Here is a 21617-nt window from a genome sequence, read left to right as displayed (position 1 = left end):
CGATGATTGAATTAATTGCCCAAAACCCCTTTATCGCGTCCCTAGTCGCACTGGTCGGACTCGGCGTGGTGTTTGGCGCCCTCCTCGGTTTTGCTGCGGTAAAATTTAAAACCGAAGGCGACCCAATCGCCGATCAAGTTGAGGCGCTGCTGCCCCAAACCCAGTGTGGACAGTGTGGCTACCCCGGCTGCCGCCCCTACGCCCAAGCGATTGCCGACGGCGACGACATCAACAAATGCCCACCCGGCGGTGAAGCCACCATTGCCGCACTTGCCGATTTACTAGGCGTAGAAGCCAAACCCCTCGACGCCGTGGAAGAGTCCGTGCCCTCGGTGGCCTATATTCGCGAAGACGAATGCATCGGCTGCACCAAGTGTATTCAAGCCTGCCCCGTCGACGCCATTTTAGGCTCGGCTAAACACATGCACACCGTCATCGCCAGTGAATGCACCGGCTGCGATCTTTGCGTTGAACCCTGCCCTGTTGACTGTATAGAAATGCGCCCCATCGAAACCAGCTTGCAAACCTGGGCCTGGGACAAACCCAAGCCGCCAGAAGATCTCATCGCCAGCGACCGCAGTGGGGCCAGCGCATGAGTCAGCTCATAAGAAAGGTGTGGGATATTCACGGCGGTATTCACCCCGCCGAAAACAAACAGCAGTCACTGCAGTCCCCTATTCAAGCTGCCGGTATTCCACCGCAACTAATACTGCCGCTGGCTCAGCACATTGGCGCCCCTGCCAGCCCAATCATTAGCGTCGGCGACCGTGTTTTAAAAGGCCAAATGATTGCCGAAGCCAAGGGCTTTGTCAGCGCGTCGGTGCACGCACCGACCTCCGGTACTGTCTCTGCCATTGAGTCGCGTTTAATCCCCCACCCTTCAGGCATGAGCGGTGCCTGTATCGTGATAGACACCGACGGCCAAGACGAGTGGCTTAAGCATAGCGGCGTCGAAGATTTTCGCAGCTTAAGTAAAATGGAGTTAATCGATCGCGTCCGTCAAGCCGGCATTGCCGGCATGGGCGGCGCGGGCTTTCCCTCAGCGGTCAAACTCAGCACCCGCGACGACAAACCTATTGAGACCTTAATTCTCAACGGCACCGAGTGCGAACCCTATATCACCGCCGACGACATTCTGATGCGCGAACGCGCCGCCGAAATTATTGCCGGCGCCGAAATTCTTCGCCACTTAATCAAGCCCAGCAAAGAAACATTAATCGGCGTAGAAGACAATAAACCCGAGGGCATTGCCGCACTGCAAAAAGCCGCCGAAGGCACGGGCATCGAAATTGTACCCTTCCCCACCAAATACCCCTCTGGTGGCGAAAAACAATTGATTCAAATATTAACGGGTAAAGAAGTACCCGCTGGCGGCCTGCCCGCTGATATTGGCATTGTCTGCCAAAACATCGGCACCGCCACCGCGATCTACCGCGCCATATGCTTTGGTGAGCCGCTGATCTCACGTATTACCACCATTACCGGTGAAGCCTGCAGCCAGCCCCGCAATTACGAAGTATTACTCGGCACGCCAGTGCAATTTCTGCTGGACCAAAGCGGCTTTAAAAAAGACGACTGCATTCGCTTGGTGATGGGCGGCCCCATGATGGGCTATACCCTGCAAGACACCGCAGTGCCCATCGTTAAAACCAGTAACTGCGTACTCGCACCCAGTGTGGCCGAACTGCCGCCACCACCGCCAGCACAGGCTTGCATTCGCTGCGGCATGTGCGCCGAGGCCTGCCCTGTGTCGCTGTTGCCCCAGCAAATGTACTGGTTTGCCCGCGCCCAAGAACACGAAAAGCTCGAAGACCACCAACTTTTCGACTGCATAGAGTGCGGCGCCTGCTCGTATGTGTGCCCCAGCAATATTCCGCTGGTGCAGTACTACCGCGCCTCAAAAGCCGAGATTCGCCAAGCCCAGCAAGACAAAATTAAAGCAGAACGTTCCAAAGAGCGCTTTGAAGCACGCACCGCCAGACTCGAGCAAGAAGAGGCCGAAAAAGAAGCCAAGCGCGCGGCGCGGCTGCAAGCAGCAAAAGACAAAGCCGCTGCGGCGGTGAGCAATCCCGACAGCAGCAAAACTGATCTTATTCAAGCGGCCATTGAGCGCAGCAAGGCTAAAAAGGCGGACGCCGCCGATCCCGCGCACGACGCGATTGCTCGCGCGCAGGCCAAACGCGACGGCAAAGTTGAAGAGGAAACCCCCGCAGCTAAAACTGAGCGCCTGCAATTACTCATTGCCAGCGCGGAGCGCAGACTCACCAGCGCCCGCGAAAAGCTCGCCCTAGCCAAAGAACAGGGCGGGGAAAGCGTCGAGGCCTTTGCCACTGCGGTTATCAAAACCGAAGACAAACTTATCGCCCTACAAAAGGAACTTGCAGAACACCAAGCCAGTTCGACGAGTGCGCCCGCAGACACTGACGCCGCAGATCCCGCGCAAGCCGCCATCGCCCGCGCAATGGCCAAACGCGCCGGTGCCAGCGCCGACGAAAGCGACGAAGACAAAACTCAACGCTTGCAGAATCTGGTCGCCACCACCGAAAAACGCCTCGCCGCCGCCCAGCAAAAGCAGAGTATCGCCCAAGAGCAAAACGACGCCAATGTCGCCGCCTTTGCCACTGGCGTTGAAAAAACCCAAAGCAAGCTCGATAACGCGAAACAAGAATTGGCAGAACACCTTGCCCAGATTTCGACAAAGGCCATCACCACAGAAGCCGCATCAGCAGAGCAAGCGAGCAGCGACGACCCTGTGCAAGCCGCAATAGAGCGCGCCAAAGCCGCGCGCGCCGCCCAGACTGATATGAGCGAGGACGACAAACTCAAGCAAAGCATTGCATCTTTAGAAAACCGCATCGCTCGCACGCAAGAGAAACTAAGCGCCGCCCAAGAAAGCGGCGACGACAAGGCCGAGATTCTCGCCGACTCAATCGCGAAGCTACAAGACAAACTGGCCAGCGCTAAACAGCAGTTGGGCTAAACTTTTAAACAGAGCACAAAGCAGACTATGGGATTTTTAAAAGTCAGTTCACCCCACGCTCACGGGCCGATGAGCACCGCCAGCGTCATGCGCCTTGTGCTTATGGCAACTCTGCCCGGTATGCTGGCACTGACCTGGTTCTTTGGTTTTGGCACCATCGTCAACGTACTGTGGGCCAGTATTACCGCCTTAGCGTTTGAAGCCTTGGCGCTGCGGTGGCGCAAGCGCCCCATAGGCTTTTATCTCAATGATTACAGCGCCCTTGTCACCGCTTTTTTGCTCGGCATTGCCCTGCCACCCGCCGCGCCATTTTGGCTAATTATGATCGGCACTGGCTTCGCTATTTTAATCTGCAAACAACTCTATGGCGGCATGGGCTACAACCCGTTCAATCCCGCCATGGCCGCCTACGTCATGCTGCTGATTTCCTTCCCCGTGGAAATGACCACGTGGATGGCGCCCAAGGGCAGTTTTGCCGGTGACCTACTCGGCCCCATTGAGGCCCTGCGTTACTGCTTTGATTTTGGTCGTGAAGCTATTGACGCGATTACCATGGCCACGCCGCTGGATGTGCTCAAACAAAATAACGCATTACTGGTCGACGATCTCTGGTCCCAATCAGCCCAATTCGGCCAAATTGCGGGTAAAGGTTGGGAATGGGCAAACGCCGGTTTTTTACTGGGCGGCGCCTACTTAATATACCGCCGTATTTTTACGTGGCACGCGCCGCTGAGCATGCTCGCCGTATTAACGCTAATGTCACTGCTTTTCTATGACGGCGGCAGCTCTGCCTCTGGCGGCTCGCCGTTCTTTCACTTGTTCAGCGGCGCTACCATGCTCGGTGCCTTCTTTATTGTTACTGACCCCGTCACCTCGGCGGTGTCCAATCGCGGCCGCCTAATTTACGGCGCCTTGATCGGCTTATTAATTTATATTATCCGGGTCTGGGGCAATTACCCCGACGCAGTGGCCTTCTCCGTGCTATTAATGAATTTTGCGGCGCCCTTTATTGACCACTTCACTCAGCCTCGCACTTATGGGCACAGCACCGGAGCCGAAAAATGAATGTTCTCGGCCAATCCATTAGTAAAAACAGCTTACTGCTCGGCCTGTTTGCGGTGCTCACCACGGGTGTTATTGCGGGCACTTACCTGTCGACGCGAGGCTTGATTCAAGAAAATATCCGTCACGCCGAAGAGCGCGCCTTACTGCAAATTATTCCTAAATCCCGGCACGACAACTCGATGCTCGACGATGTCGACACCGTCGCCGACAGCGAACTATTGGGCCTGCGTGAAACCAAGAAATTTTATCGCGCCACCCAAAACGGCGAGTTTGTAGGCGCTATTTTGCCCGCTACCGCCCGTGACGGTTATACCGGCGATATCGATATGATCGTTGGCATTAATAACGATGGCAGCATTGCTGGCGTACGGGTTTTATCCCACCGGGAAACCCCTGGCCTTGGCGATCAGGTAGACTATAAGAAAAGCCACTGGGTAGACGGCTTCATCGGCAAGAGCCTAAACAACCCAGACGAAAGCAAATGGGCCGTGAAAAAAGACAAGGGCGTGTTTGACCAATTTACTGGTGCCACCATCACACCTCGCGCCGTGACTGCCGCCGTACACCGCGCGCTACTTTATTTTGATGCCAACCGCACGGCGATTACGGGCAAAAAGTCCAATCAGGAGCACAGCCATGAGTGACATTAGCTATCGTGACATTTCCCTGAATGGCCTGTGGAAAAATAACCCCGCCATCGTTCAGTTACTCGGATTATGCCCTCTGCTCGCCGTGACCGGCTCTGTGATAAACGCACTGGGCATGGGTTTGGCGACTATGCTGGTGCTCACGATATCCAATACCTGTGTGTCAATGATTCGCAGCTTTGCCTCAGACGCCATTCGCCTACCCGCCTTTGTTATGATTATTGCGGCGGCCGTAACCTGCATCGAATTATTAATGCAGGCCTTCGCCTATGAGCTATTTCAAATTCTGGGTATTTTTCTGCCGCTGATTACCACCAACTGCGTAATTCTTGGCCGTGCCGACGCCTTTGCCTGTAAGAACAAAGTGCTACCCGCCATGTACGACGGCTTTATTATGGGCGTCGGCTTTGGCGTAATATTGATGTTGCTCGGCGCGGTACGCGAAGTGATTGGTACCGGCGCGATATTCGCCAATATGGACTTACTCTTTGGCGAGGGCGCCAAAGCATGGAAGATTGTCTTGGTTGATGATTACACTGCTGTACTGGTGGCCATTCTACCGCCCGGCGCGTTTATCTTTACGGGCATGATTATCGCCCTGAAAAACATCATTGACGATGGCATTAAAAAGCGCGAAGCCGCAAAATCCGTGAATGCGACACCCACCAGCCGTCGAGTTCGGGTGACGGGCAATATTAGCTAAGCCTTAGGGGTGGCGCGATAACAGCGCCACCCGATACCACAAAGCTATTCTACTTCGGCATCAAATTCCGCTTCCATCGCCGCATCGTTGCGATATTGAAGCTGCAATCCCTTTAAGAAATTACGCAAAATTTGATCCTTACAATCGCGATAATGCTTATGATCGGTTTTGCGGAAAAACGCACTCAGCTCATGCTTGCTGATAATCACGTCCGCTAACGCCAAGATTGCCATTACATCCTCGGCCTTGAGGTTAAGGGCAATTTTCAGCTTCATAAAAATCATATTATTGCTTAAACGCTTTTCGTTCTCTGGCTTTGGACCTTCGCGCTTACCACGTTTATCGCTAATCAAACCGTTGAGAAATGCCGCAAGATGCAGATCACTGAGGGGCTGATAAGTCGGATCGCCTTCGCGCTTCAACCAATCACTCACCTCTTCTCGACTCACCAAATGATCTGCCAAACCAAAAACCGATATCATTTTTGCGTCATTAAAATCGAAGATGTAGCGCACTCGGCGCAGAACATCATTATTATCCATGCTTACTTCCCAATTGATTAAACGCTAAGGCATATTGCCTTATTTACTCTAAACGCCTTTCTGCTCAAAACTTAAGGCCTGCAAGGCCACAAATTTATAGCTCGCGGGCTATTATGCCATACTTGCCCCACCAAGAGGCTGCGAACCCATTAAAGCACAGCACTGCGCCCAAAATCTTAGAGCACACTCGACCTCAACATATCGAAACCGTCCAATATTCGCGCGACTAAATGGTCTTTTGGCCGAAAGCTACCCTGACTATTCGCATTAAAATCTTGCTGCAGGTGATTTAACATTTTCAATAATCGGCGACGATGCATGCCCATCATCGCTTGCAAAGGATCGGTGACCACCCCAGAAAACGCAGCAAATGACGCCAAGGCAGCCAAGACACCCGCAAACATGCCCAGACTTAGCGCCATACTTGGCTCCGGCGGAAACAGACTGTAATACCACTGCCCAAGGGTGTCACCTAGCCAAAATTGCTGGATTGCCAACTCCCTTGCCGCCAGCGATGCCAGCAGCGCCGCAACACCAATACCACCTGGGGTAAACTTTTGAAAAGCGAAAGCACCAAGCACCGTGCAAGACAAGCTATTGGCAATATCGGCCGAGGCCGTGCGGGTATATTGATATTGCTGCAAGGCATCAGTCAAAAGAGGTTCAATCAGCTGGCTAAACCCTTGCTCCGCTAAGGGCTGCTGATTATGCTGGCGGTAGACATCATGTAGGGCGGCCAGTATATGCGCTTCTAAGGCATTATCGTGGCCTTCACGATTCAGCAATTCACGCTTAATTAAATCGCTAATCTGGGTTTGCACCTTGGTATTAAGGCCCGCTGGAATCGCGTCGAGCACCCGGCACAAACCGCTTAGGCTATTTGACTTCACCAAGCTGTATTTTAACAAGGCAAGCACGCTGTATAACGGCGCCCAAAACAAATTCAGCGGTGCTCGCAGCATATCCCAGCCTAGCGCAACACGGTTTAAGGCTATGGCGCTGGGGTAGTGAAAATGGCGATCAATGAAAGCCGGTACCGCTGCCCGACATTCGTCAAAATAGCGCGCCGCAGCGGCATTAATTGCGCGTTCAACATCAGACTTAAGCTCTGCATTTACATCGTCCGCAATACGCAACGCACTATCAAACTCAGAAAATTCGCTCATGGCACACGTTCTTCATAACACATCACCAAGTGTTCGCCCCAAATAGGGCCAAGCACTCCGTCAATCCACTCCTCCCCAAAGCAAGCAACTACTTAGATTTGCGCGATTTCGTCGGCTTCGTCGCTTTTGGTGGACGAGAACCACGGGGCGCCCGTTTTGCGTTATTCGCCTCTTGCTCGGCTAACTCACTCTCGCTGGGGTTGCGTGAACCCTGTTTAAAGCGTCGCTTGCGCTCCGCGGCGTCTGCCGCCTTTTTCGCTTGCGCTTCGGCAATAATAATTTCCTCAGCCACCACCATATCTGGCGTTTCTAAGCTAATTCGGCCCACCGTACCCGCACGCAGCTCATTGATCAGCAATTCACAAATTTTATGCAGATTAATACGGCCGCCCGCGCTTAAAGCACCCCGCCGCAAGGCCGCCACTTCCAAAAAGGCCAACTCGGTGTCGGGAATACTCTCAAGCTGAAAGCGCTCTTTAAGCAGTTCTGGGTAGGCCTTAATCAAATAATCCGCCGCGTAAAAACCCACGTCGTCGTATTCCATGGCAGTGCTTTTAATCGCACCGGTCACGGCAAGGCGGTAGCTACTATTGGGGTTTTCAATTTTTGGCCAAAGAATTCCGGGGGTATCAAAAAGCACGATACCACTGCCCAAATTTATGCGCTGCTGGCTTTTAGTGACCGCCGGTTCATTGCCCGTCTTGGCAATAACCCGGTCTGCCAGCGTATTAATAATGGTGGATTTACCCACATTGGGAATACCAACAATCATCGCGTTAATCGTTTTAACACCGGCATCTTTCGCGGGAAACATTTGCCGACACAGCGCTAACAACTGCTTAATTTTAGCCGGCTCATCGGTAGTGGTCGCAAAGGTTTTCACCCCTCGCTGCAGCTCCAAATGCGCCTGCCACGCGGCAGTAACCAAGGGGTCAGCTAAGTCGGATTTACTCAGTATTTTAATACAGGGCTTATCACCGCGAATTTTGGCAATAGAAGGGTTTTCACTGGAATAAGGAATACGGGCATCCAATACCTCGATCAGCAGATCGACCTGGGGCAAAAGCTCCCTGATGTCCTTCTGGGCCTTATGCATATGCCCCGGATACCACTGAATTGCCATGTAATACGCCTTGCTTTTAGATAAAGGCAGTATTGTACGTTATGGCGGGGTAATTTAGCCAAACTCGCCTGGGCAGTATTGCGGCTTGGGCAATACAGCGATACCTCAACACACAAAATTCCACGTGTAGCGTATCAATTGCCAGTACCCAGACGCGCAAGCAATTAGCATCCTGCGGTGACTGAGCCCCAAAATTGCTTAACCGACACCACCACCCCAGCTAGCTTCGACTCCGCCCACGTGGCTCATCGCCCTCATAGAGCACAATATCAGAATGCAGGAACTCTGCTGCCTCTGCGGACCCTTCTACTTTGATCGCACTGCGCGCCAACATTTCTGTTTCAAACTCAGTTAACACACACGCCCTCAGGCCAACGTCGCGCCATTGAGATGACGACCAGCAGCCTTTTGAAATTGCCCGCGCCAGCGCCAAGGCATCCAGTAGAGCTTGATTTGCGCCCTGACCCTTGAAGGGGCTCATGGGGTGAGCCGCATCGCCAATCAGAGTTACTTTTGCACCTTTTTCCAAGTCTTCCGCTGCGAGTAATTCTCGGTCATACACTGGGTAACCAGACACCCGCGCGAGCGGCGTCGCCGCTAAAATTTGAGGAATGGGGTCGTGCCATGGGGTTCGTCGACAAGCTTCATCTTTAAGTGCTTGTGCGCCCTTAGCACTTAACGCCTTGGCATCGTTTTCTGCCATCGGAAAGCTCAGCTGCCACATTACCGAATCTGCCGCATAAGGCATAATATAGATTCGCTCATTACCATTGGCAGTTTGAAACACCGTGGCCGAGTCCAATAGATCGCTCTGTATGCCGTCAAGATCCGCCAAGGCACAAATACCCAAGATCACAACACAACCAAGGTAGCGTAAAGGGCTTTCATCACCTATCAGTATGCTACGCACGGTACTGCGAATACCGTCAGCCCCCACCACAAGATCGGCCTTGGCCTGCTTTATTTCCCCGTTTACCTGAAAGCTCAGGTCAACGCCCTCACCCTCGCACGCTTTAAAATCGACTAACTGATGCCCCCACGCCACCGCATTGACGCCACCGAGCTGTTCAAGCAGTGCTAAACGCAAAGACTGCCGTGCAATATGCACGTTGGTGCGCTTGGGTGATTTTTTGGTACCGGAATGCATCCATTTGCGCATTCCCCATTCGCCAACCACCTTACCTGCAGTGGTATGAACCACATGCCTTGTTGAAATTACTCCGGCCTCTAAGCCAAAAATGCCGAAGCCTTCTATAGCCTTACTCGCTTGCTGCAGAGTGAGTCCATAACCCTGCGAGCGGACATCAAAACCGCTGTCTCGTTCATAGAGTGTAAAAGGAATGCCACGATGCAAACAGGCCACAGCTAGGGCAACCCCGCCGATGCCGCCGCCAATAATCGCTATGTGGGGGTAGTTTTCATGGTCCGCGACAGTGCGCGCAGCGGCTGGAATCAAACCGGAGCCAAGGCAATTCAGGCACAGTTCAAGGTGGGCCGTCGGCCGAACGGGGCTCGGCCCCTCGCCTTTCATTTTTTCAAATTCGCCCAACTGCCGCTGATAAAGTAAGCGCACTTTCTTGCGAATTCTCCGGCCTCGTTTTCCGCGCCCCTGACAATTGGAACAAATGGCCCAATGACCGCTTTCATTTTTCACTGTTTGACTTCGTATTTATTGATGCTGATTTACCACCTCGACTCGAAAGGCAATAGTAGCCTATACCGCGAATAGAAACGTAGCAGAAAAACGTGAGGATGACGGCTTCGCGGCAAAGCACCACTGGCCAGGCGCGACCTACCAGAACAGCTTAGCCAGCAAGCCGCCGCTCAATCGACTGAGCCAACGCGGAAACCGACTGCCCCATCATATAATCCAGCCACAGGTTACTTCCTGAGCCGTCGAGCACCCTGCCGTCGCCGGCCAGCAATATCTCTCGACCATCGCGAACAAACAGAAAACCGCCCAGATGCTCTGGCATGGAAGCCTTGGCATCGAGTTCGTTCAGCTTAGCGTTAACACGAAAAGGATGATTCCAGATCGCAAGGCTCCTGCCTTCATATTGCATTGCCAGATAAGCCGCGACCTCAAAGCAAAGTACGTAGGAATCGCCCCAGCGCTTATGACGACAGGAAATGTGTGACGTTAATGGTATTGGTGGCAGCTCAAAATACGCCACCGCAGCATGGACGAGCGCTGCAGTCTCTGCACCTCGAAGGCATTCATCCATAAGATTCAAACCGTGATCTCCCGGACCACCTCGACGCCAATTCTCCACATTACCACCGGCCGTAAAGCGTCCCAGCGGTTCCAACGCACCGGAGTGCACCCCGCAGCGAACGTGGTTTATTTCAATGCCGTAGTAGCCAAGCCCCCCGCGCTCAATAACCCAAGGAACGAGACCATGTGATGAATAAAACCGCCTGCACAACTCAGCCGCAAGGAACCAAGCCAAGCCCCAAGAATTAGTAGGCTGATTCAATACTCGCCAGCATTCAAAGCTCGACGACAGCGTCATTCACCGCTAGCCCCACTTGTTGCCACAAGCCTTTCACAGCAGGTCTGCCACGCGAAGTTAAGTAACCGTGGCATTAATCCAATCACTCGCGGCATTATATTTACCGGCTGCAGGAACATGAGCGACGACCTTTGCCAAGCCAAATTTTGGTATATTATTGTACACACACGCATACATGCCTTTTCTGGAAATATAGGTTTCATGCCAAATGCCAACATCACCATTGCTGCCCACTTTTTTGTTAAACGCTGACCACGTAGGCAAATGTAATGACGACTTACTTTTTGCATAGCGTTCAAGCTGCTCGAAGGAACGCCAGTACTGCATCATAACTATCGCTCGACCAAACCACGCCTCGTGACTAATAAGCCCCGAGCCTGGATTCCGATAAAGCTCTTCAATCATTTTCGGTATAGCCCTAGCAATAGGCAACCATTTATGAATTTTCAGGGTTTATTAATTCTCAAGCCAATTAAAAAACTCGCAGCTGGAGATCAATAATCTATTGTGCAATCATCAGGCTGATTGCTCAATAATTGTCCGACCGCTTGGCATTGAGCCCTGTTTCGACACCTTAATGCACTTCTCTGAACATATGCGCATGGTCGACAGTTGGCGGGTTAACGGCAAGCACTACTCCAAGACCCTCGAAGCGTGGCTAGATAAGCTGGATGCCAACAAAGCCCAAGCCTTAAATATTCTAAAAGATGCACCCAATCCAAAAATTCAGTTTCAGCGCTGGCGGATGTTTATGCTCGCTTGCTCCGAGCTATTTGCCTATCCGGATGGCCAGGAGTGGTTTGTGGGGCACTACCTCTTAACGCTGGGGCAGTTAGCTGATTAATGAAGACGGTTAAAAAGTGCTTTTAACGCTGTATTTTAAAGGCCCAATCGTGTTAAAGGATTACCTTAATGCTGTTATATATCAATATCTTGGCGATTTTTTGAACAAAAATAGCTAATTACGAATTTATTTCACGAAGTCGTTGACAGAGGGGGGCGACATCCATATAGTACGCAGCCTGAAGCGCCCGTAGCTCAGCTGGATAGAGTACCTGGCTACGAACCAGGCGGTCGCACGTTCGAATCGTGCCGGGCGCACCAAACATAAGTCTTTGACTTATATAAAAAAACCTAGACCTTTGGTCTGGGTTTTTTTATGCCTGAAATTTCAAACAGGCCAGTGAATGGCTCTACCCCATTAACGGGGGATGGCACTCATCAAACCCTGTTTATAATCCCGCCCCACCCGCAGTGGACCAGCACTCGTAATCGATAATTTTCAAAGTTCCTAAAACCATACGCTCGCCTTGAGATCATTTCCATCTTGCTGTGAAAGCCTTCAGTAATACCGTTACTTTTTCTAAATCGCCACATTGGACCTACCCGACTAACATAGACACTTAGCGTCCTGTGCAGGATAGAGCCGAGTTGTATACGTTACTCGATGAAGTCAACTTTAGGCTATGGTCAAGGTATAATCCAATTTCACGCCAAATTACGTTGATACGCTATTCTCAACATATTTCTTAAAGCGTCCAAGCATCCAGCGGTTGGCCATACTCATAATAGGTCTTGTCAGCGCGTCCACCCAGCTTGAACCACCACGATTTTCCATGGCCATATACCAGACCACCCTGCAACTTCCATCGCCAAGATCAGTTACGCGATAATCTTCAATAAATTTTTCCGGATCTTTTTTGCTGCAACGTACGAATGTAAAGGCCATACGTTTGCCACGCTCCCACGCGACAAACTCCTCGTATCCAACGATACCGCCAACCATAGATACCGTACGAGTAGTGCCAACACCAAAGGGCTTGGGTGACGTCCACTCAACGTTCTGTATTGGAAGGGCCCAGACCGTCCAAGACTCGGCATCTTCAAACACATCGAAAATTTGTTCCGGTGTCGCCCGAACCACCTGTTCCGCTCTAAAAACATTTCTGGCTGTATCCAAAAAAGTTAGTCCCACAGGAGTACACTCGAAATTATCCGTCATTATTCTGCCCGTTAAGTAAGAAGTAAAAATACACCTACGACTTTAGCGCCTTCGCTAAAGTCGTAGCCCTTAGTAATCCACCTATTCCAACACCCAAAGACCATCGCCCGTGTAGCGTTCAGTAACGAGTATGCTTGCCTCGTCAAACAAAGGTGGGCCCGCTATGGTCACACTGGAAGGCTGAGCAAAGAGATTACTCGCTGTTTCCTGACGCAGGCCTCCAGCTAAATCTATTTGGAACAAGCCGCCGTTTTGCCAGTCCGTTACGATCAGACTGTCACCGACGACGGTCAGATCGTCCATGATACCTCTGGGTGCGATATTCTCTGGTTCCCCTGGCGTGCCGTCTGGGTTGATAGCTAGCCGCGTAACTTGCCCGCCGAAACCGGGCCGGTAGAAGGTGACGTAGAGCACGCCCTCGTGGTGTGCCAAGCCGTTGGGATAGTCCGGCAGGGTTGACAGCCAGGTATCCTGCGCCAAAACACGCGTCGGATCTGCGGGATCGATCGTTAAGTGGACGATCTTAGGCTCGATAGCCACAGGACCATCTGTTACATACAAGCCGCTCGGGGTTGCAACCATGCCATTGGGCAAACTCATGCCCGTTAGGCTATAGCTAAAAACCGGGGTTGCGAGCGGGTCGTCAAGTGACATTGTGTACAAACCGGAAAAGTCTGTAGGCCCTCCGCTCCCTGAACATAGCGCATAGAGAACACCCTTGTCTTCAGACATGCCACTGCAACCACTGCCGTCAGGCAAAAGCGCATCGGCTCGATATTCTTGACCGTCGCGCTGAATCTCGTAAAGATTAAATTGGCCACTGACGAATAGCCGACCACCTGAGGTAAATAAGCTATTTTCCAATTGAGGCAAGCTAACAATCTTACGCGGTGAGCCGCAATCTAGACATACATCATCGGCCGCGAGGTTTCCCGCTTCATAGGGACTACCGTTGTTTTTACAGGCAGTCAAAAAGACGACGCTAGAGAATATTAAGACAGCTAAACCGTAGTTCATTGTAAAACCATTTTTGGTATTTCGATCCTAACGCGGATCGAATAAATTTTAATCAGCCACGCCGTGGGACTTATATTATTAAAGGCGTCGCATACGAGGGAAATCCGCTATTTTCAGCATACGCTCAAAGTAGACGTTAAGCTGAGAATGATCCTAGCTTTCCGTTGCCACCCAATAAGAAAATTCATTGCGGTAAGGCCAAGCGCCGGTATCTGAATTTTCTCCAGCGTGGACTGAATTCCACACCTCAGGTCGCCTCTATTCCTAGCAAGTAAATTCAGCAGCATCAGCGGACAGAAGGTCTATCATCATTACATTTCCTGCCACGCTATGCCAATTCAACTGCCGATACTGCTAAAAAATTTCCCTGCAAATATCATTGACCAAAACATCTACCCTGTAGCTAGGGCCAAGAATGAAATTAGCTCTTTAACTCTTTAATTATTTTAGCCCACATTTTATCCGGCGCAGCGTAAGGTGCGTAAATTGCGAGTCTATCAGCATAGCTCCCGTATTGCTTTTTCAGTTTCCCGGCAATTTCATCGGGCTTACCGCGAACGCAGAAAGCGTCGAGAAAATCGTCATTAATGTAGTTTCCTAACTGCTCCCATTTACCTTCTTTTGAAAGCGTATTAAGTTTGGGTTGCAAGTCGCCCAAGCCCACAGCATCCATTGGCGGCCGGTAAGCTGGGGTGGTGGAATAGAAACCCAACAAGCCTTTCACACTTTTTTCAGCAGCCTGATATTCAGCGTCTGTTTCACCTGTTATAACAATGGCGTTCACCTGAATAATAAAGTCAGCTTCACTACGACCGGACTTCTCGAGGCCTTTCCGAACGGCCGGAAGCGCATTATTCTGCACAAAAGGCACACTATTAAATGGATGAATTATCAAGCCATCGGCAACTTCACCAGCAACTTGGGTCATCAGCGGACCAAGTGCCCCAAGCAGTATGGGTGGCACGCCATAGGGATTTGGACCGGGATTGAACATAGGCGTCATTAAGGTATGCCTATAATATTCGCCCTGAAAATCCAATTTACTGCCGTTCTGCCAACAATCAAAAAACGCTTTGACCGCCAATATATACTCACGCATGCGCGCTGCTGGCGGATTGAATGGCAATCCAAATCGCTTCTCGATATGTGTTTTTATCTGGGAACCAATCCCAAGCATAAACTTACCCTGGGAAAATTTCTGCAAATCCCAAGCCTGATAGGCGATGTGCGATGGATTTCTTGGGAAAGCAACCGCAATCCCCGTTGCAATGTCCAACTCAGGCGCATGTTCAGAAGCAAGCGCGAGTGGCAAGAAAGGGTCCCAACTACCTTCAAGAGTATAAACTCCGTCATAGCCAATCGCCGCAAGCCGCTTGGCTTCAGCAGCGGAACCGGCCATATCGGCATAAAATGGTCCGTCAATTTTCATAGGTGATACCTTAGATACTTGCTAAAAATTATTGATTAACTGGGTTCGGGCGATTGTATTCCAGCCATCCTATGCTCTCTTCACCACTATCAAAATAGCAGCGAATTAACGTTCGACGATACTCGGTGCGTTTTGGCGGAGTAAACGCATGGGTAATGTCTATTTCACTGCCAGCGATCGATTCAATTCGTCCAGCAATCAATCGCCCGCCTTCACAAAGTAAAGAAAAACTTCCGCGAACGGCGGCAAATGGCTGATTACTTATAAACTCCAGTTCAAAATTGGTTTTTGACAAATTTTCCATGTCATTCCCAAGCTCATGAAAGTAGCCCATTTGAATCAATGGCCATTCAGGGATCTCAACCTGTGTCGCTTGCAGGCTAAATTTTTCATTGTTCACCACAAAGAATTGCCAGTTCATATCCCAGGGTCTTGGGCCCCAGGAATGATCGCGCTCACCACGCACAATAAGGTCGGTGAGATTACCTTCAATTGCCATTGTTCCAACCGCCTGAATGGGTTGTTCATAGCGATTAGTATTAAAGCCTTGGGCACTATGGCCTTCAACGCTGCCGCCACCGCGAGAGTAGGCTGAGCCCAGCGCAGTAATTTCCAGCACGAGGCTTACCGGCAACATCATTCCCTGCCGTGGGCCATAAGCGACTCGAGCAAAACCCTCAACTTTTAGACGGCCAGCCTGCAGTGGCGACAGGCAATCGTAACTAAAGTGGAGCCCCCACTGCTCGTAACAGAATACACTCTGACCGCCTAATGTAAGCGCCGAGAACGGCAGTCGATTCTCCTCCACAATTAGCCAATCCTCCCCGTTCCAAATGTGTAGCCAGAACAAGATTCTCTGCTGAACAGGATGCCAACCAACACGACAATGGCCTGCCGCGCTGCCATCCTCGGTATACCAATCAAAAAAATACGACTCATTCCAATCATCATGAGACTGACTAAATGGATGACTAAACTCATCTTTTAACTCAACACCAAATTGCGTTAATTCTTGTTCGGAAAGCATACTTACCCCTTATGTTGAGTTTTTCTGTGGACTTACTCACGGCCGCCTAATTCAAAACAGTGAGCCGAAGCTACAAGATGGTGACCACACCGGTATCTGCGTTAAGTCGAATCATATCGCCCGTTTTTATTTGCTTGGTGCCGTAACGAGTATTCACTATGGCTGGCAATCCATATTCCCTTGCGATAACGGCGCCATGAGACACCGCGCTGCCAACGTCGGTAACTAAGCCTGCAATCATGCTGAAATATGGAGTCCAGCCAACATCTGTTATTGGTGCAACTAAAATCTCACCCGGCTGAATGGCCGCCGCCTCGGTAACACTAAACGCTACCCGCGCCCTTGCCTCGACAATACCCCTAGACACTGGGCGCCCGACTAATTGCCCCTCAATATCGAGGCTACGATTTCGGACATCGATAGGCTGCGGGGCACCAACACATATCTCTTCAAACTCGAGTCGATTCTGAAAATCCAGAGCTCGCCGACGCATTTTAGTGTGCTGATTCCAATATCGATTAAACTCGTGGGAGCTGGAGTTTCGAACAAACGCCATTAATTCATCGTGCAAAAAGAAAAAGACCAAATCTGCATCATCGAGCTTATTTTCAGCCACAAGCTGATTTCCCAATGCGCGATAGCCACGCTTAAGTCTATTCGTAATATCAACCAACAATGACTTTGTAGCCTCTCTGCGCCTTACTGCATTGTGCGCCTTAGGCACAATCCAACGTAGTCCACGACTTAATCCAGAAACATCTGCCACGTCTGGACGCACGCTACTTAGCGGCCTCGTTAAACGTGCAGCGACGGACGCCTGCATGGTTGCCACCAATGTTTCTGGGGCATCTGACCAGCACACTTCTCGAACACAAAGCTCTCGATAAGCCCGATGACCGTGACGATCCAAAAAATCCGCAAACTTATGACCGACAGGTGATCCATTGCCGCGCAACCAAGCTAAAGCCACTCGAGGTGTCGTGTCGACAAAGCAAGCTTGCGCATCGTGGTGACGCGAAATTTCTTCGACAATTTCATCAAGCTGGTCAACGAGCACGGCAGATTCAACGTCCCGCGCACCGGCCATCAACCTGCCGGCCTCGGCCTCCTCTTCGGGGCTACTTTCCTGCCCGCCGGAAATCATCGCCTGCAGTACATTACTCGCAAACCCTGAGGTAGTTGATGATTGCAAATGAACCGCAAATGCTTCGTAGAAAAACGCCTTGCTTTCATCTAAGGCCTTAGCGAGTTCGGCACTGCTACCCTTTACAGGAATCTGAAAAGCCTTAGCGCGTTGCTTAAATTCTTCGATCACTGCATCAGCCCGATGCAAATACCACAGCATTTTAATCATGCCGAACAAGCGAACAAAAATGGCTCGCTTAGGCGGTGGCTTTAACTCATCAACAATACGCCCACACAAACTCAAGCCCATCGACTTCACATCGATGCCAAGCACAGTAGCGCCAGCTGCAGCAGACCCAGTCATATTGAGAAACATTTTACCGCTGCACATTGCCACCTGCGTCCAGGTATCGGTGATCGCAGGTCTGCCAGCATAGCTTACGTGCATATGCTGCATCCCATGTTCAATAGCTCGCCCCGTAGTCGAAAAAGTGAGAGGGCAACTTGCGCCGGGCATCATCTCGCCGATATTACACCGCGTCAGAACATCACCTGGGTTAATGGGCGTGTCTAATTCATTCAGGTCTGAACCTACCGTGGTCACTGGTCGAGCCTGCAACCAAAATAGCTCCCCCTCTTTATTAAATGCCCATTCCATATCCAGAGGTTCATTGGCAGCAACCACCGCCTGACGCGCCTGCCGAACAAGCAACAATCGCTGCTCGGCCGTCAGGGTCGCGACGTCACCAACGAGCTCTTGGTAACAGAGCATATTGTCTAAATCGTATTCATAATGGTCTGGTGTCTCATCCCCACTCACCAGCGCCTCGCCTAAGCCGGGTACGGCGTCAATCACCAAACGGTCATGCCTTCCAGATACGGGATCCACACTAAACAGCACGCCAGCCGCTTCCGCATCCACCATTCTTTGCACCACCACAGACATAGAGCACTCATGGGCACCGTGTTGGTGACGGTACTCGCGTGCGCGCTGGCTATTCAGTGAGTCGACACACTGAAGCACAGCATCGACGAGCTTATCTTCACCCTCAACATCGAGTATGGATTCATAAAGCCCGGCAAAAGAGTGATCATTGCCATCCTCACCCAGCGCCGACGAACGCACCGCGACCTTCCCGCCGCCCATGGCGCGGTAATACCTTGCTAAAGTAGCGGTATCCAAGGTTTTTCTAGCATCGACAATGACAAAGCCGGTAGGTATTGCTAACCCCCACCCAATAAGCTTACGCAGCCCTGCAGCCTTACCTCCGACCTCTCCTACTTGAGGGTCGATATCCTGTATCCACTCGAAGTGCGTTCCCATCTATATCACAGCCGTAATCTTATAATTATTTAATCAACAGACTATACGATCGTATTTTTTTATGCAAAAGTCAATCATCAAAATAAATTACTGCGTTAATAACGCTATAATCCGATAAACGTCGCAACATCACCGGTACAGCCTTAAACATGAGAACAGTTGATCGCAATGCCCCCGCCACAACGACCGAAGACGACGCATTATCTAGACGCAGCAGAATACTTGCTGCTGCCGCAGACATTTTCGCCCAGCAAGGGTTTGACGGCACCTCCCTCGGAACCGTCGCTAATGCCGCCAACGTAAAAAAATCTCTCGTGCAGTATCACTTCAAGAGCAAGGAGAACCTTTGGCAAGAAAGCATCCACTGGGTATGGAAACAGCGTGATCACGCCCTCCCGAAATACTTACTAAAACTGCCCTCAGCCGATTCCAATGATAATTCTCAGATGGTTCGCGACCTGTGCAGGCAAATACTGACCTTCACCTTCGACCAACCTCAATGGGTAAAGCTAATGTTTCAAGAAGCTTCGAAACCCGGCCCACGATTGGATTGGATGGTAGATACATTTTTCAAAAAGGATTTTTCTGACGGCAAGGCCATGATCGAGGTAGCACAGCAACAGGGCTTACTGCCGCACGTAAATGCTATGGATTTACTGCACATTCTGTCCGGGGCACTAATCTACTTAGTGAACGTTGCCCCGATTAGCGAACGGGTGCTAGGCGAAAAACCCAATAGCACACAGTACATCGACAGACACATCAATACCCTCATGCATTTATTACAAAATGCCCGATAAACAGATAACAACCACCGCATTGAAATCTACTGCTCTGGAGCAACGCAAATGACGCACTCTTGCCTGACGGAAGCATTAAAATATCTAATTCGTCAGCATCCAACTATCAATAAATATCCGTCAATTTAGTTATGAACACTGGCTGCAGCTGGTAGCATTTACGTTATTGTCACAAATAGTGACACTTTGTTAAAAAGCAACCATTTTACACGCCTTATTGCGCCACCCTGCCATTGTATGCAGCTATTCCTATAATCTCGCTCGAAATTTATATGGATATTAATGAGGGGGTTACTGATCATGAGTATTTCAAAAAAATTACCTACTGAAGTTCACACAGAGGAATATTTTGGGTGTGAGATTAAAGTATGGCGACCTGAAACAAACCAATACACAAGCTTTCCGTGGCGATATGAAATTTCTTTTAACGGGAAAAATTACCAGTATCCTGGCATTTCAAACAATATGAAGAGCAAGAAAGAAGCCCTGACCAGAGCCCACTGGAAAGCGAAATGTTTGGCTTTGGCTTGCAAGCCAGTAAACACAACATCAGGCCTTTTAATGGCCCGAGCAGGTTAATCTCAAAAAAGCATTCGCGGCTTATGCTCTATTTTCACGGGAAAGCAGCTGCGCCACCGAGCTATTTCCGGTCATTTTCTAACTAACTTTAGAAATGCTCACATTTACTTTATTCCAGATTTAACTCTCCTGAATTTCGTTAAAATTCAGCGACTTTTCGACGTATCAAAACTGATTAATTTACATGAAAATTTTGAAATTAGTAAAAGGCGGGGGCCATAAAATAGCACGAAAATTTCAGTATAAAGGCACATCAAATTCTATTTCTCAACCAACTTCACCCCGAAAATAAAAAGGGCCACAAGGGCCCTTGAAACATTGCCTGACGCCGACTTAGCTTAACACTCCATTAGCGCGCAAAGCCGCTATGGTCGCCTCGTCATAGCCGGCAACGCTATTCAATACCGACTCGGTATCGCCACCTCGGCGCGGAGCACCTTTGGTGACTTCTGGCGCAGTACGGCTAAATTTAGGCGCAGGGCCTGGCTGAATGTGTCCATCGACTTCGATAAAAGATTTACGCGCAATATTATGGGGATGCTGCGGTGCTTCGGTCATCGACAAGATCGGCGCCACACAGGCGTCGGTGCCATCGAATATTTCACACCATTCGTCGCGGGTTTTCGTCAGAAAGACTTCGGTCATTCTGTCTTTTAGCGCTGGCCAACGCGCCATATCGAACTGGGGTTCAAACTCGGCGTCGTCTAATTCCATTTTTTCTTTTAGCAAGTGGTAAAACTGGGGTTCGATCGGGCCTACCGACATGTATTTGCCGTCGCGAGTCTCGTAGGTATCGTAAAAATGAGCACCCGTATCCAGTAGGTTTACACCGCGCTCGTCTTGCCAATCAAACATGCCGGTGTTCAAGCTACCGTACATCATGTGCATCAGCGATGCTGAACCCTCTACCATCGAGGTATCAACAACCTGCCCTTTGCCGCTGCGCGTTGCCTCAAGCAGGGCTGATACCACGCCAAAGGCGAGATACATGCCACCTCCGCCAAAATCACCAACCAAATTAAGCGGCGGCACTGGCTTTTCCCCAGCGCGGCCAATGCCATGGAGCGCACCAGACAGGGAGATGTAATTTATGTCGTGACCGGCCATTTGCGACATCGGCCCGGTTTGACCCCACCCCGTCATCCGCCCATAAACCAGCTTGGGGTTTCTTGCCATACATTCCTCAGGACCTATTCCTAAGCGCTCAGTAACACCGGGGCGGAACCCTTCGATCAAGGCATCTGCGGACTCGCACAGTTTCAACACAGCTTCTATGGCGCGGGGATCTTTTAAATTTAAGGCGATGGATTTTTTGCCACGCTCGCTAATACTATTCTCTACTTTAGCGTCTGCAGACGCTGATTTACGCGTAATAGAGATTACCTCCGCCCCCATATCCGCCAGCATCATTCCCGCAAAAGGTGCGGGACCTAGGCCCTCAAGTTCAATAATCCGCAATCCGCTAAGTGGTCCCATAATGTATTCCTGTCTTTATAATCGAGTTTATATTTATCTAATTTAAAGTGACGCCCGATGTTGCTTCACGATATATATTCCGCAATTAGCCTGCTATTT

At 50.6% G+C, this 21617-nt stretch carries 21 protein-coding genes and 1 tRNA gene; 9 read left to right on the top strand and 13 right to left on the bottom strand.

What is annotated here, in order from left to right:
* Positions 1–2 precede the first annotated feature (2 nt).
* The 5 genes from rsxB to HNQ57_RS05515 are packed head-to-tail and all read left to right on the top strand — an operon-like array spanning position 3 to position 5395.
* Positions 3–596 (top strand): electron transport complex subunit RsxB, encoded by a 594-nt coding sequence (gene rsxB, locus HNQ57_RS05535; protein WP_184461614.1) that lies wholly within the window; start codon positions 3–5, stop codon positions 594–596.
* Entirely contained in the window at positions 593–2980 is a 2388-nt protein-coding gene (gene rsxC, locus HNQ57_RS05530; RefSeq protein ID WP_184461613.1) for an electron transport complex subunit RsxC, read from the top strand. Before rsxB ends, rsxC begins: the two co-directional genes overlap by 4 nt.
* A 27-nt stretch (positions 2981–3007) precedes the next feature.
* Complete coding sequence (gene rsxD / locus HNQ57_RS05525) at positions 3008–4045, top strand: electron transport complex subunit RsxD (RefSeq protein WP_184461612.1); 1038 nt, start codon at positions 3008–3010, stop codon at positions 4043–4045.
* Positions 4042–4689, top strand: a complete 648-nt coding sequence (gene rsxG / locus HNQ57_RS05520; RefSeq protein ID WP_184461611.1) for an electron transport complex subunit RsxG — start codon at positions 4042–4044, stop codon at positions 4687–4689. The genes rsxD and rsxG overlap by 4 nt, the downstream gene beginning before the upstream one ends.
* The gene (locus tag HNQ57_RS05515; RefSeq protein ID WP_184461610.1) at positions 4682–5395 is read left to right on the top strand and encodes an electron transport complex subunit E; all 714 of its coding nucleotides are present in this window, start codon (positions 4682–4684) and stop codon (positions 5393–5395) included. The genes rsxG and HNQ57_RS05515 overlap by 8 nt, the downstream gene beginning before the upstream one ends.
* 44 nt (positions 5396–5439) lie before the next feature.
* On the opposite strand, the gene HNQ57_RS05510 is transcribed toward HNQ57_RS05515, so the two are convergent.
* The 6 genes from HNQ57_RS05510 to HNQ57_RS05485 form a co-directional block, all read right to left on the bottom strand.
* A complete protein-coding gene (locus HNQ57_RS05510) occupies positions 5440–5937 on the bottom strand; it encodes a YehS family protein (RefSeq protein WP_008246459.1) in 498 nt (165 codons plus the stop codon).
* 176 nt (positions 5938–6113) lie between these two features.
* Positions 6114–7103 (bottom strand): DUF6635 family protein, encoded by a 990-nt coding sequence (locus HNQ57_RS05505; protein ID WP_184461609.1) that lies wholly within the window; start codon positions 7101–7103, stop codon positions 6114–6116.
* 88 nt (positions 7104–7191) lie between these two features.
* Positions 7192–8226, bottom strand: a complete 1035-nt coding sequence (gene ylqF, locus HNQ57_RS05500) for a ribosome biogenesis GTPase YlqF (RefSeq protein WP_184461608.1) — start codon at positions 8224–8226, stop codon at positions 7192–7194.
* 220 nt (positions 8227–8446) lie between these two features.
* A complete protein-coding gene (locus HNQ57_RS05495) occupies positions 8447–9799 on the bottom strand; it encodes an FAD-dependent oxidoreductase (protein ID WP_276529732.1) in 1353 nt (450 codons plus the stop codon).
* A 232-nt stretch (positions 9800–10031) separates the two neighbouring features.
* Positions 10032–10739 carry a hypothetical protein gene (locus HNQ57_RS05490; protein WP_184461606.1) on the bottom strand — a complete coding sequence of 236 codons (708 nt, stop codon included), beginning with the start codon at positions 10737–10739 and terminating at the stop codon, positions 10032–10034.
* Positions 10740–10796: 57 nt separating this feature from the next.
* Complete coding sequence (locus HNQ57_RS05485; protein ID WP_244966117.1) at positions 10797–11144, bottom strand: monooxygenase family protein; 348 nt, start codon at positions 11142–11144, stop codon at positions 10797–10799.
* A 172-nt stretch (positions 11145–11316) separates the two neighbouring features.
* Between HNQ57_RS05485 and HNQ57_RS05480 the strand changes: the two genes are divergently transcribed.
* Both HNQ57_RS05480 and HNQ57_RS05475 read left to right on the top strand, forming a co-directional pair.
* The gene (locus HNQ57_RS05480; RefSeq protein WP_226968289.1) at positions 11317–11583 is read left to right on the top strand and encodes a class I SAM-dependent methyltransferase; all 267 of its coding nucleotides are present in this window, start codon (positions 11317–11319) and stop codon (positions 11581–11583) included.
* Between the two features lie 183 nt (positions 11584–11766).
* Positions 11767–11843, top strand: a tRNA-Arg gene (locus tag HNQ57_RS05475).
* 117 nt (positions 11844–11960) lie between these two features.
* Here HNQ57_RS05475 and HNQ57_RS05470 read toward each other — a convergent pair.
* The 6 genes from HNQ57_RS05470 to HNQ57_RS05445 form a co-directional block, all read right to left on the bottom strand.
* Positions 11961–12176 (bottom strand): transposase, encoded by a 216-nt coding sequence (locus HNQ57_RS05470; RefSeq protein ID WP_264299233.1) that lies wholly within the window; start codon positions 12174–12176, stop codon positions 11961–11963.
* Between the two features lie 61 nt (positions 12177–12237).
* On the bottom strand, positions 12238–12741 hold the full coding sequence (locus tag HNQ57_RS05465; RefSeq protein WP_184461605.1) for an SRPBCC family protein: 504 nt from the start codon (positions 12739–12741) through the stop codon (positions 12238–12240).
* 81 nt (positions 12742–12822) lie between these two features.
* Positions 12823–13758 (bottom strand): SMP-30/gluconolactonase/LRE family protein, encoded by a 936-nt coding sequence (locus tag HNQ57_RS05460; protein WP_184461604.1) that lies wholly within the window; start codon positions 13756–13758, stop codon positions 12823–12825.
* 421 nt (positions 13759–14179) lie between these two features.
* Positions 14180–15187 carry a TIGR03617 family F420-dependent LLM class oxidoreductase gene (locus HNQ57_RS05455; RefSeq protein WP_184461603.1) on the bottom strand — a complete coding sequence of 336 codons (1008 nt, stop codon included), beginning with the start codon at positions 15185–15187 and terminating at the stop codon, positions 14180–14182.
* Positions 15188–15215: 28 nt separating this feature from the next.
* Complete coding sequence (locus tag HNQ57_RS05450; RefSeq protein WP_184461602.1) at positions 15216–16214, bottom strand: hypothetical protein; 999 nt, start codon at positions 16212–16214, stop codon at positions 15216–15218.
* A gap of 70 nt (positions 16215–16284) precedes the next feature.
* Entirely contained in the window at positions 16285–18663 is a 2379-nt protein-coding gene (locus tag HNQ57_RS05445; protein ID WP_184461601.1) for a PEP/pyruvate-binding domain-containing protein, read from the bottom strand.
* A 149-nt stretch (positions 18664–18812) separates the two neighbouring features.
* Here HNQ57_RS05445 and HNQ57_RS05440 point away from each other — a divergent pair, with 149 nt between their 5' ends.
* Positions 18813–19463, top strand: a complete 651-nt coding sequence (locus HNQ57_RS05440; RefSeq protein ID WP_184461600.1) for a TetR/AcrR family transcriptional regulator — start codon at positions 18813–18815, stop codon at positions 19461–19463.
* A 300-nt stretch (positions 19464–19763) separates the two neighbouring features.
* Complete coding sequence (locus tag HNQ57_RS05435; RefSeq protein ID WP_184461599.1) at positions 19764–20042, top strand: hypothetical protein; 279 nt, start codon at positions 19764–19766, stop codon at positions 20040–20042.
* 333 nt (positions 20043–20375) lie between these two features.
* Here HNQ57_RS05435 and HNQ57_RS05430 read toward each other — a convergent pair whose 3' ends face one another.
* Positions 20376–21518, bottom strand: coding sequence for a CaiB/BaiF CoA transferase family protein (locus HNQ57_RS05430; RefSeq protein WP_184461598.1), 1143 nt, complete (start codon positions 21516–21518; stop codon positions 20376–20378).
* Positions 21519–21617: the final 99 nt, after the last annotated feature.

Origin of the sequence: Zhongshania antarctica (assembly GCF_014202945.1) — a bacterium.
Lineage (GTDB): Bacteria > Pseudomonadota > Gammaproteobacteria > Pseudomonadales > Spongiibacteraceae > Spongiibacter > Spongiibacter antarcticus.
Note: the sequence above shows the minus strand (reverse complement) of the source record. Positions and strands in the feature narration are given on the sequence as shown.